Origin of the sequence: Candidatus Mycoplasma mahonii (genome assembly GCF_030550815.1) — a bacterium.
Taxonomy (GTDB): domain Bacteria; phylum Bacillota_I; class Bacilli_A; order Mycoplasmatales; family Metamycoplasmataceae; genus Mycoplasma_O; species Mycoplasma_O mahonii.
Map to the genome: position 1 here is coordinate 45,056 of NZ_CP114583.1, position 13,555 is coordinate 58,610.

Consider the following 13,555-nt stretch of genomic DNA (forward strand, 5'->3'; position numbering starts at 1 on the left):
TACACTCCAATGGCAATATTTACAAGGTAGATATTCATGATTTTAATCTAACATAAATTATCATAACTAAGTTGTCAATGTTTTATTATTGTTATATGACCATAGGAATCATTGCAGAATATAATCCATTTCATAATGGACATATGCACCGGTTAAAATAAGCCAAAAAAAGGCGACCCGATGAGCAATAATTATTATGTCTAGTAAATATGTACAAAGATAAGAATTAGCCATTAGTTTTTGGTTGTTTGATATTTTATTTGAAATACATAAATTTATAAAATTTATTAATTTATTCAGAGATCTCATGATTGTTTACCTAACAAGTTAGTCATTAAAAGTCTTTTGTTATAGGTTTTATGTCTATATTATGTTTAGATAATCAATTTGATATAAAAATATAGTAATATATTGCAGTGCCATTCATTAATCATAATTTCACTTTATTGTTAAAGGGTTATCAATAAAATAAAGCTTATTTATCTTTATTTTATACGGATATTATGTTTCGATTGCCTCGATACGTTTTTGATGTCTTCCGCCTTCATAACTAGTATTTGCAAATTCTTTAATCATTTTAAAAGCTTTATGAGGTTTAATTTGTCTTCCACCAAGCACAAGTACATTCGCATCATTATGTTGCCTCGCTAAATGCGCATCTTCCACAGATGTAGATCTTGCAGCTCTAATGCCCTTGTGTCTATTCAATGCATATGAGATACCTAATCCCGTCCCGCAAATACCAATCCCCACATAATCCTTATTAGACAGCATAAATTTAGCTAATTTATGTCCATATGTAGCATATGAAACAGAAGCCGTTGCAGAAGCGGTTCCCAAATCTTCAATTTCCCTATCGTTTTTTTCAAAATGCTTGATTATTGCAGATTTTAATTCATATCCACCATGATCAGAAGCTATAACAAATTTGGCCATTATCTTAAAACCTCATTATTTCTGATGTCGATTATTTTGGATGGTCTTTCAGAACCTTCCCCATAATCGTGGTACTCTAATATCTTTGGAAAAGTTTCCTTGGCATCAGCGAGACTAAGGTGTTTTTTGCCGGATTTGTTTGCTGATGTCATATAACATGGTCCCTTTAATCTTAGTAATCCTTGAAGTGCAGGTTTATCAGGAACTCTTACTGCAAGGGTGTCATTGATGACTAGTGTTGTTTGCCCTGGTCATACTTTTTCTGCAAAGTGTGTGGCAATTTCTGTTCAACCCTTTAGTTTTTTTGCATGCACAATTGAGCCCACCATAATGATTAATTTTTTATCATTACTTCTAAATTTGATCTTCATAATAGCTTTTTTGTTTTTGGGTGATACAGGAGCTCCGATGCCTACAACTGTATCTGTTGTTGTTAAAAATAATTCTTTATATATGTTTTCCATAGCAAAATTATACCTTATAGATTGATCCCAATACAAAATTGATAACTACTTTTAAATAATAACTTCTTGGCAATAAAGTGAAATCATTATTAATAAAAACAACGAAAGTACATTGTTGTATTCAATATAAATTGATGGTCTAAAACATTATATAAACAGTAAAACCTATAATTAAAGGCTTTGAATAATTAATTTTCTATATAAACTATAACTAAATACTTAAATAAATTAGACATTCATATATTTTTAATAAAATATCAAACAACCAAAAAACATCACAAAGTTGCTAAACACAAAAACTAATAAAGTCGCAAATAATAGTCAATAAAATAAAGCTAAATAAGCTTTATTTTATTGACTATTATTTGTATAATGTAATTGTAATTAGTCTTACGTTTTTAATATTAATACATATAAAGGAGATTTTATGGCAAACATAAATATATTTGCATTAGGTGGGCAGGATGAGAATGGAAAAAATACTTATGTCATTGAGTTAGAAAACGATATTTACGTAATTAATGCAGGGATGAAAGTTCCAGTTAATAATCTATATGGAATCGATGGCATAATTGCTGATACATCTTATTTACTAAATAGAAAAGACAGAATCAAAGGCATATTCTTAACGCACACACATGATGAAGCTTTTGGTGCTTTGCCATGACTATTAATGGACTTGCCAGGTGTCTCTGTTTATGGTTCTGTTTTTTCCATAAAAGTAGCTCAGGAAAGGGTTTCCAAATACAAAATTGGTCATAATAATTTTAGCTTCAAAGTACTGACAAAAGATAACAAAATTGGGTCTATAAATGTTAAAACATTTGAATTAGCAAATTCTATTGCTGGCTCAATTGCCTTGAATTTTCAAACTTCCGATGGCGATATTATTTTTACTTCTAATTTTACTAATGCTGATTTAGGTGTTTATGGCAAAACAGATTTAGAAAATATAAGAAGTGAATCAAATGATATTCTTGCTTTAATTATGGACGCAAGAAGAGCAAACTATCATGGCAAATCAAGTGAAAAAATGAATGTTATTCCTTTAATTGAAGATAAATTCCAATCTGCAGGAGCTAATCAAAGAATCATTGTTGGTACATATGATGAAGAAATGTATACCATCAGTGAAGTGCTTGATTTAGCTAAAAAATATAATAGACCAGTTGCATTGTATGGCAGAACATTTGCTTTTTTATACAAAATGCTTGATATTAAAGATCAACCTAAATTCATTGATTTTAAAACTATCAATAAAGTTGATAATTGTGTTGTCTTAGTAACCGGAACATGATCAAGACTTTATCAAAGATACGAAAGAATTGCTGATAATAAGGATGTTTTCTTGAAATTTAAAAAAAACGATATTATTATCCAAATCGCTCCTCCTGTTAATGGTCTTGAAGTGGCTGCCACTCAGGCACTAGATTCGGTGGCAAAGATTGCTCCAAATATAATTGATATTTCCGATAAAGATTATTATCCAACTAGACCAACACAAGATGATGTCGAAGAAACAATAAGAATTCTAAAACCAAAATTCTTTTTGCCGATTCAAGCTCTTTATAGATATTTAGTTGTTGCAACAAATGGTGCTATTAAAGGTGGTCTTACAAAAAATAAAACAATTATCATGCAGAATGGTAAAGTGGTTTTCTTTAAAGATAAAGAAATAGCATCACAAAATGGAAGAATTAAAGAATATGGAGATGTGCTTATTGATGGATTTGGTGTTGGAGATATTTCGTATTCTGTTGTTAGGGAAAGACAAATGTTAAGTGCAGGTGGTTTAGTAACAATCACTTCTAGCATTAGTAGAAAGACAAAGAAAATTGTTGGTAAAAATAATATCCAATTTGTTGGTGTTGTTTCCAAAGGTGAAATTAAAGTTCTAGATGAGTTAGTTAATGCAACGGTTATTCAAAAAACTGATGAAATGGGTAAATTTGATTTAAGAGAACTTCAAAATACAATCAGAAAAAGAGTTAGAAAAATTGTATTAAAACTAGTTAACAAGGAACCGTTAGTAGTGGTAACATTTGAATTAGTTTAATAAGTGTTTATTCACTATAATTTAAGTATGAGCAAAAGTACTAGTGTAACAAAATATATATGATATAAAGACAAGAAAATGGTTGCAACAATATTTTTTGTTATTGCTCTTTCTATGCAAATTTTCGCATTCTTTTCTGTTCCTGTATTAACTACAATTCATAAATATACCGTTGGAATGATGATGGGTTTTTATCATCCGTTATTTTATGGATATATTATCTTAACATCGTTATACAACCTTTTTGGTTTGAAAATAAAATTACCTTATTGATTTAAAATATCATCCTGGTCTTATGTTTTTTTGGTGATATCCATTTTATTTATTTCGGTATCAACTGGTTATTACCAGTCCAAAATAGGTTGGTCACAAATTGGTTATAAAACATGAGGTGCCACTTCCAATTGGTGATCACAATTTATATCAAGCAATGATGTCTGAGTTCCAGCCACAACAAATGGGGGATTCATCAGTGCTTTTATGTATTCCTTTTTTTCTATGATCTTTTCAAGCATTGGGGCTTTAGTGTTTTCAATTATTTTAATGACCATATCAACATCACTCCTTTTTTCTGGATCGTTAATTGGTTTATATAAAAACACCTTTAAGCAAAAAAGATATGCTAAAAATAAACATGTACAAATCGAAGAAGAAAAAATAGATATCAAAAAAATAGAAACCGTTGTAACACAAGATGAAGATATATTCCCTTTTGAAGATCCATTTGGAGATGATTAATAATGACTAGAATATTATTAGCTTCAGATAATCATGGTGATAAAAATATTTTAGAAAAAATTTTAAGAAAAGAACAATATAATTTTTCTATTCACCTAGGAGATTCATTACTACCCGAAGAGTATATAAAGGGCAAATTTGATAAGTATGTTTCTGGAAATAATGAATGATTTTCTATTGCAGAAGACAACTTTACGATTGAAGGTTTCAATATATCTATTTTGCATGGACACACAAGGGGTATTAATATGTTTGATATAGTCAATGGTGCACTGAGTATCGCTCATAGCCATAATTCTTCGATTGTTTTGTTTGGCCATACTCATTGCCCCTTTAGTGAAATAACAAACGGGATAACCATAATAAATCCAGGGGCACTATGGGGTCCTAGGAATAATAGTAAAAAAGGGTATGCCATTTTGGTGTTAGATAATGGCAAGATCATTGAGACACAGTTTAAAAATATATAAACAATTTTACAAATATGATATACTTATTTTGTTGTGGTCGCGTAGCTCAGCTGGATAGAGCACGTCCCTTCTAAGGATGTGGCCGAAGGTTCGAATCCTTCCGTGATCACCATTTTTTTATATCTTTTTTACAATATAATTAGACTATGAAAAATTATTATGAAGAAAAAATCACTGAGATCAAATTATTAATAAAAACCGATTTAGAAAAAGCGTTCCATAAACTGAAGGTCGAGTTAGATATGCCTTATATCCCTGAAAAATATGAGCCAAAATTTAGTACCTTATTTTTAGATGTTAAATCTCAATTGGAATCAAAAATTTCACAAAAAAAGATGAGCAATGAAGAAATAATGGAATATCTTTGATCAGATAATGTTTTGCATGAAGCCATCGCCATCAATAATCTCAAAGAAATGAATATTAGAAATTTTAAAGATGAATTAAAAAAATGGATGGAAGAAAAACCAGACTCTAAAAATATTTCTAAAACATTCCTTTATGAATTATTATCTAACCAAGAAGTTGATATCGATATTAAACTAAAAGGTATTATAGTTAATCCTAAAAAAAACAAATCATTATTTGAAGATTTAGAAGTTAAAAAAGCCTTAATGAGCATTGATAAATTGACAGACAAAGATCCCAGTCTTGCTAAACTTTTAACTGAGGAAATTGAAAGATATTTATTAATTACATTTCCCTTAAAAATAAAAAATGGTGATTTTTTAGCTAAACAAATATTCAATATAATTCAAAGTATGTTTGGAAACAATATTGTATTTTCTAAAGAAGAAGAAGAAATTTTAGTGATCATGAATGGACAGAAATAATGTTGCCAATAATCATTTGAATTAACTCATGAACTTCTGGAGGAACATATTCTATATTATTATTTATACCTTTTGTTAGTCTACTGTTGTGAGGATCTCTTAAACTTGTGAAATATTCTGAGGCCATAATTAAAAATACTCGCTATGGTGGAGCCTTTGTTGGTGGAGTTTTACTAGCAGCTGTAACTTCCATGCCAGAATTAATTACTGAGATTGCACAATCATCAGCCGGTTATCCAGGTGCCGGAGTTGCTGATGATATTGGATCTAATGCTTTTTCCGGGTTTCTTATTGCTATATCATTATCGATATTCTACAAGACGGCTTTTGCTTCTACACTGGATAAATTTTCTAAGGCAACATTATTAATTTCTTCATTAGCGTCATTTGTATTATCGTTACTTCTTTTTATAAACAAAGATATTTCTATCGGGAATCATTTAATAATTGGAATAATACCGCTTTGTTTTTTTCTCTTTTATTTAATTACTTTGATATTGCAATATAAGTTTGATAAGCATGTTGGTCAAGTAGTTCTTGATAAAAAAGTAAAAAAAGAAAATATAAAAAAAGTCATTTGCCTTTTCATTGTTTTCTCTTTAATTATTATTTTATTATCGCTATTAGTTAATTGAACTGCAACTTCTATGATTTTAAGATGAGGGTTAAAAGAAGAAGGCGTTGGTGGGATTCTTCTTGCCATAACCACTTCTTTTCCTGAAATTATTGCTTTCATAATTTTATTTAGACATAATCAAAAACCAGCAGCAATTGCTGCTTTAGTTGGATCACACTTCTTCAATATCGGTATATCATTCTTTGGGGATTTATCATACTCAGATGGAGCAACATTTGCTAATAAGGGAGTGGGCAATAATTGACCAATTGCATTAATTGCAGGAATTATTATGTTTCTAATTTTTCTTCAATCCATTTTTCATAAATATAATAATAATTTGTTTAGCATTGCGCTTCCATCACTAGCGGTTTCTACATATATCATAGGTTGAACGTTGATATTAGTTTTATAGTTTTAAAATTAATATTTTTTCTTTATAATTATTTCATTAAATAAGGAGCCCACATGGTAAAAAAAGAATTAAAAAAAGAAACATCAGAAATGTTAATTACAGTTTCTGCAGATGTTAAAGAATGGAAAGAAATACAAAATAATGTTTTTCAAGATCTTGCAAAGAAACTACAAGTTTCAGGATTTAGGAAAGGGAAAGTGCCTCAACAAATAGCTAAAAAGAATATTTCACAGTCAGACATTTTTTCTAAATCAATCACCAAGGCATTGGATGTATTAGTTAAAACGGCAGCAAAAGAAATCAAAAATGAGTTGGTTTTAGACTCACCAACTTATTCTGTGACAAAAGTAACTGAATCACAATTAGAAGTTCAGTTTATTTATCCTATATATCCTGATATTAAGCTATCTGATTATAAAAATTTACAAGCAAAATTTGTTAAAGAAGATGCTCCAAAAGATGTTGTTGACAATGAATTAGAAAAATTAAGAGACAAACATGCTTTGCTTGTGCCAAAGAACGGCGGAATCAAAAAAGGCGATATAGCTAATTTTGATTATGAAGGTTTTGTTGATGAAAAACCTTTTGAAGGAGGGGAAGCTAAGGGTCATGAACTCGAAATTGGTTCAGGTCAATTTATTCCAGGTTTTGAAGATGCAATGATTGGATTGAAAAAAGGCGAAAAGAAAGATCTAAATATCAGTTTTCCTAAAGAATACCCTTCAGAAAATCTTAAAGGTAAGCCTGCTGTCTTTAAAATTAAAATTAACGAAGTTAAAGAAAAACAAAGACCAAAACTTAATGATAATTTTGCTAAGGAAACCGGTATTCCTAATATAAGCACCATGGAAAGTCTAAGAAGTTACATCACAGAAGTAAATCTCGAACAAGTTAGACAAAACGCAAGAAGAAAGTTTCAGATGAGTGCCTTTGCGGAGATTCAAAAAGACACTAAAATTATTGTCCCACAGGGTTTAGTTATGAAAGAAATGCAAGGTGTTGCTAAGAATTTTGAAGATCAAATTAAGAAACAAGGACTTGATATGAAAAAATATATGAAGCTCACAGGAATGAATCAAGAAGCAATCAAGTCACAATATAAAAATGAAGCCGAAAATAGATTAATAGACTCATTAATATTTGCCGAAATTGCTAAAATAGAAAAAATTCAGTTAACTGATAAGGACTATGAAGAAGAATACAAAAAACTTGCTAAAGTTTATGGAAATACAGAAAAAGGAATTAAGGGTGTTATTACAAAAGAACAAATGCAAATTCCTATGACAAATGACAGAGTAATTGATATGTTAATTAAAAACAATGCAGGTACTTTATCCAAAAAAGAAGCAACAAAAAAAAGATAGAGTTTTTGCGGCACCAACGACTCTCTGTGATGATTTATTTATAATTCAAGGTAAAAATCTAATTAATTACTCAATTAAATATAAAGACAAAAAGTTACAGTATAAAATTCTTAATTACTAATAAATTAGGAGAGGAAGTGAAGTATTTACCTAAACATGAAATTAGAGAATTTATTTATATTTTAAATAAGACCTTTATTTTCAAAATTAATTGTACTAGTGAGTTGTTTCTTGAATGCCATTTTAATTATATAGAAGAAAATGTATGGAAGCTTTCAAACTGATTTTGTAACTACATACGATATCAATGATAAAAAATCACAACTATTTTATTTAGAAGTAGTGGTGCTACCTTTGTGCCTGGAAAGGATTCCGTTTCTGAGCCATGGATTCGTATACTCCTTTATACAAAGGAACACATATTCCACCACAAAATGGAGCTGGTGTTTCCCATAAAAGCGCATCACCACAGAAAAAATGAGTTTTATTTGAATTTAATCCACAAAGTGACTATGTTGCTGGAACTGCCAAAGTTGTTCAAGTTATTACATTACCTGTATCTGAAGATACCTTAAAATTAAGGAAGCAGTTATAATGGATGGAGTAAGTTATACTTGATCTTAATACAATAATATTTAATACTAAATGCCATAAACATAATGTATGGCATTTTTCTATTATTTTTTGTGTTCTGCTCACTATTATAAATAATCATAAAAGATTGATATTAATGTTGTTTTGAAATAATTCCATAATGGTTATTATTAAGGTACTATAAATCAGGAAAAATAAATTCTATACTTACAAATTAAAATAAGTTAGGATGATCAGAGGGCAAAATATAGTGAAACAGATGCAAAAAATAGATAGAGCCATTTGAGCTTTTTCTTTATAATTGATATATGAAATTTAAATCTGTAGAATTAAGAAGAGCACAAAGAGAGCTAGTGCTGATAAACGAACTAAGCGACAAAACAAAAGCTTTAACTGATGAGGAGTTGAAGACGAAAACGAATTACTTTAAGGAACAACTTGAAAAGGGTGTAACTCTTGAAAAGATGAGACCAGAGGTTTTTGCTACCATTCGAGAGGCTATTTTTAGGGTTTTAAAAAAAAGACCTTTTGATGTGCAAATGATTGGTGGGTTAATTCTTGACTATGGGTCAGTTGCTGAAATGAAAACTGGCGAAGGTAAGACTATCGCTTCCATTGCGCCTGTCTATTTAAATGCACTGGGTGGTAAAGGGGTTTTAGTTTCCACTGTTAATGAATACCTAACAAAACGTGATGCTGAAGAAATGGGCAAAGTTCATAACTTTATGGGGCTAACTGTGGGCATTAACAAAAGAGACATGCCTGCAAGTGTTAAGAGAGAAGCATATGCAGCCGACATTACTTATTCAGTTCACTCTGAAGTTGGATTTGATTATTTAAAAGATAATATGGTTAAAAAAATGGAAGATAAGGTACAAAGAGGATTTAATTATGCTTTGATTGATGAGGTTGATTCTATTTTAATAGATGAAGCTAAAACACCGCTCATTATAACTGGTGGTGCTGGTACATCCTCACAACTTTATTTACAAGTTGATACTTTTGTTAAGCAACTAAAAAAAGAAGATTACGATATTGATATGGAATCTAAATCTGTCCAACTAGCTTCAAGTGGTATTGATTCCGCCAACAAATTTTTTAATGTTGAAAATTTTTATCACATCAAAAATTCTGATTTGGTTCATAGAGTAACAAATTCCCTGAGAGCAAATTTGGTTATGGCACGTGATGCTGAGTACATTGTTAGAGAAAACAAGATTGAACTTGTTGATTCATTTACAGGTCGTATTATGGAAGGTAGATCTTATTCAGATGGTCTTCATCAAGCTATCCAAGCCAAGGAGTATGTTAAGATTGAAGAAGAAACACAAACAATGGCCACCATTACGTATCAAAATTTATTCAGGATGTTCAAGAAACTATCTGGAATGACCGGTACTGCAAAAACAGAGGAGTCAGAGTTTCTTGATATTTATAATATGAGGGTTACAGTTGTGGATACAAATAAACCACTAGTAAGAATCGACCATCCAGATAAGATATATGTTTCAAAAAAATATAAATATGAGGCAATGATCAAAGATATCGAAGAAAGACAAAAAAAAGGTCAGCCTATTCTTTTAGGAACAGAAGAAGTTTCCGAATCTGAAAGAGTATCAAAATTATTGAAAAAATTGAATATTACTCATACTGTTCTTAATGCCAAACAAAATGAAAGTGAAGCTGAAATTATTTCTAGAGCCGGAGAGGCTCGTGCCGTTACTATTGCAACCAACATGGCCGGACGTGGAACTGATATTCAACTTTCACCAGAATCATTAGCTGCTGGTGGTCTGTGTGTTATCGGAACCAATAAAGCTGAAGCAAGAAGAATAGATAATCAACTCAAAGGTCGTTCTGGTCGTCAAGGCGACATTGGGGAGTCACAATTTTATTTATCTCTTGAAGATACATTACTAGCAAGATTTTCTAATCAAGAAAAACTATTAAAAGCTTTTAAAGGTTATGAGGATAAGCAAATAAAGTCTGGCCAAATTAAAAAAGCTCTTAATCGAGCTCAAGTTAAAATAGAGGGGTTTAATTACGATTCACGTAAAAATGTTTTGCAATATGATGATGTAATCAGGCAGCAACGAGATTTAATTTATGCTCAAAGGGATATTATCATTGGTCACACTGACCTAATTAATGTCATTAATCGAATGGCTAATTCTGTTGTAAAAGAAGTTATTACAGAATTTCCTTCATTTAGAAATAAAGATGATACCATCAACATAGAAAAGATGTGTAAGACGCTTAATTTCCTTTGATTTAACATGGTAGAGTTTAAACTTAAATCAGAAGATTTTGTTGGGAAAATGAATTTAGAAATTATTGAAGAGATCCAAGGACAACTGGCAGATGCTTATTCCACAATAAGAGAAGTAATTGTTGAAAATACTTCTGAAGATTCACTGCATGAAATTGAAAGAGAAATCTTGATAAGAACTTTTGATGATAACTGAAAACTTCATATTGATCAAATGTCCAAACTGAAATCATCATCTTCACTTGCTTCATATGCTCAAAAAAATCCATTTCAAATATATATTGAAGAAGGCGGGAAGTTCTTTAAGGAATTATTAAGAAGAATATCACATAATACAGTTAAATTACTGCTATCAAACAAATATGGTATCAAAAGAAATGATGTAGATGCCCAACAAGTTAAAGCTATGGTTGCTGCTGAATTGCAAAAAGCAGAAGCACAGAAACTAGAGAAAGAAAACAAACAAATTGATCCTGCAGTTGTAGATAAACAAAACGCTGCAAAAAAACAAGTGATTACTAAAAAACCTGTCGAAGTTAAAACAAAGCCAACCAAAACAGTTAATTCTTCTACAAGTTTGGCAAAGAAAGTTATTAAAAAAGAACAATAAAAACTATAAGCATCTAAGAAAAAGACCCCAGTTACAACAAGGAAAACACCTGAGGTAAGAACAAAGTTTCAAGACAAAAAGTCTTTTTTATTTTTTACATATTTTGCAATTTATGTATAATGAGTGTGAATTAAAAATAACAAAACAAAAATAGAAAAGGGAAAAAATGAATAAAATAAATAAATCTTTACTATCATTAAGGACTGTGGGAGCAATAATTCATACCCATCATGCTATAATAAACACAATATATTATTAAAGGAGAATAACGATGCGACACATTATAAAAGAATTACTTGATAAATTTCATTTGGAGTCATTTTCCCCGGGAGCTGATTTAACCAGAGAAATAAAAACTGCATCTATCCATAGAATGGGATTGGAATTAGCTGGAATAAAGACAACAACAGCAACATCAATTATCGCTTGAGGAACTAAGGAAAGCCATTTTTTATTACAAAAAGACAGTGACTATATCGATAAAACTCTAAAAAGCATTATAACAACAAAAACTCCTCTTGTATTTTTATCATCAGGATTTAAAAACAACAAGAAAATTGTAGATATCTGCAAAGACACAAGAACCCCGCTAATTATTTCTGATTTGCACTTGGCCACATTTAATATTATGGTTGGTCCATTTATATCTGCATTTGTAGCACCAACAGTAACTATTCATGCATCACTTGTAATTATTAATGGGTTTGGTGTAATTATTAAGGGAAATTCAGGAATCGGAAAATCAGAAGCGGTTCTAGAGTTGATTCAAAAAGGCCATTCATTTGTATCAGATGATTCTGTTTTACTAAAAATTATTGGAGAAAAATTTTATGGTGAGAGCTCTGTAATTACAAAGGGATTTTTGGAAGTAAGGGGTATAGGTCTTATTAATATTCCCTTAATTTATGGCCTTAAATCTGTAAAAGACATTGCTGAAGTTTCACTTATTATTGAATTAATTGATTCTGAAAAAATACAAGAGGTTGATAGATTAGGTAGAAAAGATATGTCAGAGAAAATTTTAAATTTCATCATACCAAAAATAGAATTACCAGTTAAAAGAGGTCGATCCACTTCTGTTTTGATAGAAGTCGCTGTTGAAGCGTTTGTTGCTAGGCAAAATGGAATGGATCCTGTTGCAACCATCAATGCAAGGAGTAGAAAATAATGAACTATTCAGGATATGATTGAGACAGAGGAGAAAAGACATGAACTTGATCTTTTGTATCCATTTATCCAATTACAATGATGTTGGGAATTATATTTTCATTTCTTACTATTACTTACTTTTGAAAAAGACAAAAATATTCTTGAGAAATATTGCAGATGTTATTAATTATAGTTATTCCAAGTTCTATATTAGGAGCAAGAATATGATTTGGTCTTTCTGGTAGTCTTAATATTTTTTCATCAACTAAGAGTTTCTTTGAGTTCAGAGGATTATCAATTCATGGAGGAGTTTTAGGTGCAATCGCTGCCGGTGGATTTTATCTTTTATTTAGAAGGCATGTTGTTGATATAAGGACCGTGGCAGGAATCATTATTCCGTCAGTATTGCTTGGTCAAGTAATTGGTCGTTGAGGGAATTTTGCTAATCATGAAGTTTATGGAAAAATAGTGGAAAATCCATCATCATTAGATTGATTAACCTTTATTAAGCCTTACATGTTTATTGATGGCCATTTCCGTCAACCCTTCTTCTTCTATGAATCTATGCTAAATCTATTGGGTTACATAATAATTGTTTGAGTAGTTCTAAGAAAAAATAGTTTGAAGCCCGGGACAACTGCTGCTCTATACTTAATATGATATGGGATTGTTAGAGTTATCATGGAACCATTGAGAGACAAAGCGGATATCATGATGTGAGGCACATTTCAAGTTTCTGTCCTTATGTCTATATTATGATTATTAGCAGGAGTTATACTATTTATTTGATTCCAATTCTTTACTAATCCAGGCAAGTTGATTAAGAAATATTGTCCATGAATTAAAGATAGATTTAAATTAATACAACCAGTTAAGACAAGAAAGTTATTTTGATTTGGTAAAAAATCTGACACAAAAAAAAAATATATATTTTGAGGAAAAGTTATACCCAATAAGATTAATATATGATTGCATATATATAATTCTGAAGAATGATCAAAAAGAGAATTAAATAGAGTAGCAAAAGGTAAAGGTAGGTAA

The 13,555-nt window shown here is 30.3% G+C and carries 13 protein-coding genes and 1 tRNA gene; 12 read left to right on the forward strand and 2 right to left on the reverse strand.

Annotated features, from left to right (window positions below; translation table 4 throughout):
* The first annotated feature begins 95 nt into the window (after positions 1-95).
* Complete coding sequence (locus O3I44_RS03625; protein WP_373317552.1) at positions 96-161, forward strand: nucleotidyltransferase family protein; 66 nt, start codon at positions 96-98, stop codon at positions 159-161.
* A 340-nt stretch (positions 162-501) separates the two neighbouring features.
* On the opposite strand, the gene O3I44_RS00210 is transcribed toward O3I44_RS03625, so the two are convergent.
* Entirely contained in the window at positions 502-936 is a 435-nt protein-coding gene (locus O3I44_RS00210) for an RpiB/LacA/LacB family sugar-phosphate isomerase (RefSeq protein WP_303717191.1), read from the reverse strand.
* Positions 936-1,400: an L-threonylcarbamoyladenylate synthase gene (locus O3I44_RS00215; protein ID WP_303717192.1), complete on the reverse strand. Its 465-nt coding sequence runs from the start codon at positions 1,398-1,400 to the stop codon at positions 936-938. Before O3I44_RS00215 ends, O3I44_RS00210 begins: the two co-directional genes overlap by 1 nt.
* A 427-nt stretch (positions 1,401-1,827) precedes the next feature.
* Here O3I44_RS00215 and O3I44_RS00220 point away from each other — a divergent pair, with 427 nt between their 5' ends.
* The 11 genes from O3I44_RS00220 (at position 1,828) to lgt (ending at position 13,555) form a co-directional block, all read left to right on the forward strand.
* Positions 1,828-3,456, forward strand: coding sequence for a ribonuclease J (locus tag O3I44_RS00220; protein ID WP_303717193.1), 1,629 nt, complete (start codon positions 1,828-1,830; stop codon positions 3,454-3,456).
* Between the two features lie 27 nt (positions 3,457-3,483).
* Entirely contained in the window at positions 3,484-4,194 is a 711-nt protein-coding gene (locus tag O3I44_RS00225; RefSeq protein ID WP_303717194.1) for a hypothetical protein, read from the forward strand.
* Positions 4,195-4,196: 2 nt separating this feature from the next.
* Positions 4,197-4,664 (forward strand): YfcE family phosphodiesterase, encoded by a 468-nt coding sequence (locus O3I44_RS00230; RefSeq protein ID WP_303717195.1) that lies wholly within the window; start codon positions 4,197-4,199, stop codon positions 4,662-4,664.
* Between the two features lie 35 nt (positions 4,665-4,699).
* Positions 4,700-4,776 (forward strand) — tRNA-Arg (locus O3I44_RS00235).
* A 34-nt stretch (positions 4,777-4,810) separates the two neighbouring features.
* Positions 4,811-5,497 carry a DUF3196 family protein gene (locus O3I44_RS00240; RefSeq protein WP_303717196.1) on the forward strand — a complete coding sequence of 229 codons (687 nt, stop codon included), beginning with the start codon at positions 4,811-4,813 and terminating at the stop codon, positions 5,495-5,497.
* Positions 5,497-6,528, forward strand: coding sequence for a sodium:calcium antiporter (locus O3I44_RS00245; RefSeq protein ID WP_303717197.1), 1,032 nt, complete (start codon positions 5,497-5,499; stop codon positions 6,526-6,528). The genes O3I44_RS00240 and O3I44_RS00245 overlap by 1 nt, the downstream gene beginning before the upstream one ends.
* A 53-nt stretch (positions 6,529-6,581) precedes the next feature.
* Positions 6,582-7,892, forward strand: coding sequence for a trigger factor (gene tig, locus O3I44_RS00250; protein ID WP_303717198.1), 1,311 nt, complete (start codon positions 6,582-6,584; stop codon positions 7,890-7,892).
* A 385-nt stretch (positions 7,893-8,277) separates the two neighbouring features.
* On the forward strand, positions 8,278-8,487 hold the full coding sequence (locus O3I44_RS00255) for a hypothetical protein (protein ID WP_303717199.1): 210 nt from the start codon (positions 8,278-8,280) through the stop codon (positions 8,485-8,487).
* 307 nt (positions 8,488-8,794) lie between these two features.
* Positions 8,795-11,365, forward strand: coding sequence for a preprotein translocase subunit SecA (gene secA / locus O3I44_RS00260; RefSeq protein WP_303717200.1), 2,571 nt, complete (start codon positions 8,795-8,797; stop codon positions 11,363-11,365).
* 271 nt (positions 11,366-11,636) lie between these two features.
* Positions 11,637-12,533: an HPr(Ser) kinase/phosphatase gene (hprK, locus tag O3I44_RS00265; RefSeq protein ID WP_303717201.1), complete on the forward strand. Its 897-nt coding sequence runs from the start codon at positions 11,637-11,639 to the stop codon at positions 12,531-12,533.
* Positions 12,533-13,555: a prolipoprotein diacylglyceryl transferase gene (gene lgt, locus O3I44_RS00270; protein ID WP_303717202.1), complete on the forward strand. Its 1,023-nt coding sequence runs from the start codon at positions 12,533-12,535 to the stop codon at positions 13,553-13,555. The genes hprK and lgt overlap by 1 nt, the downstream gene beginning before the upstream one ends.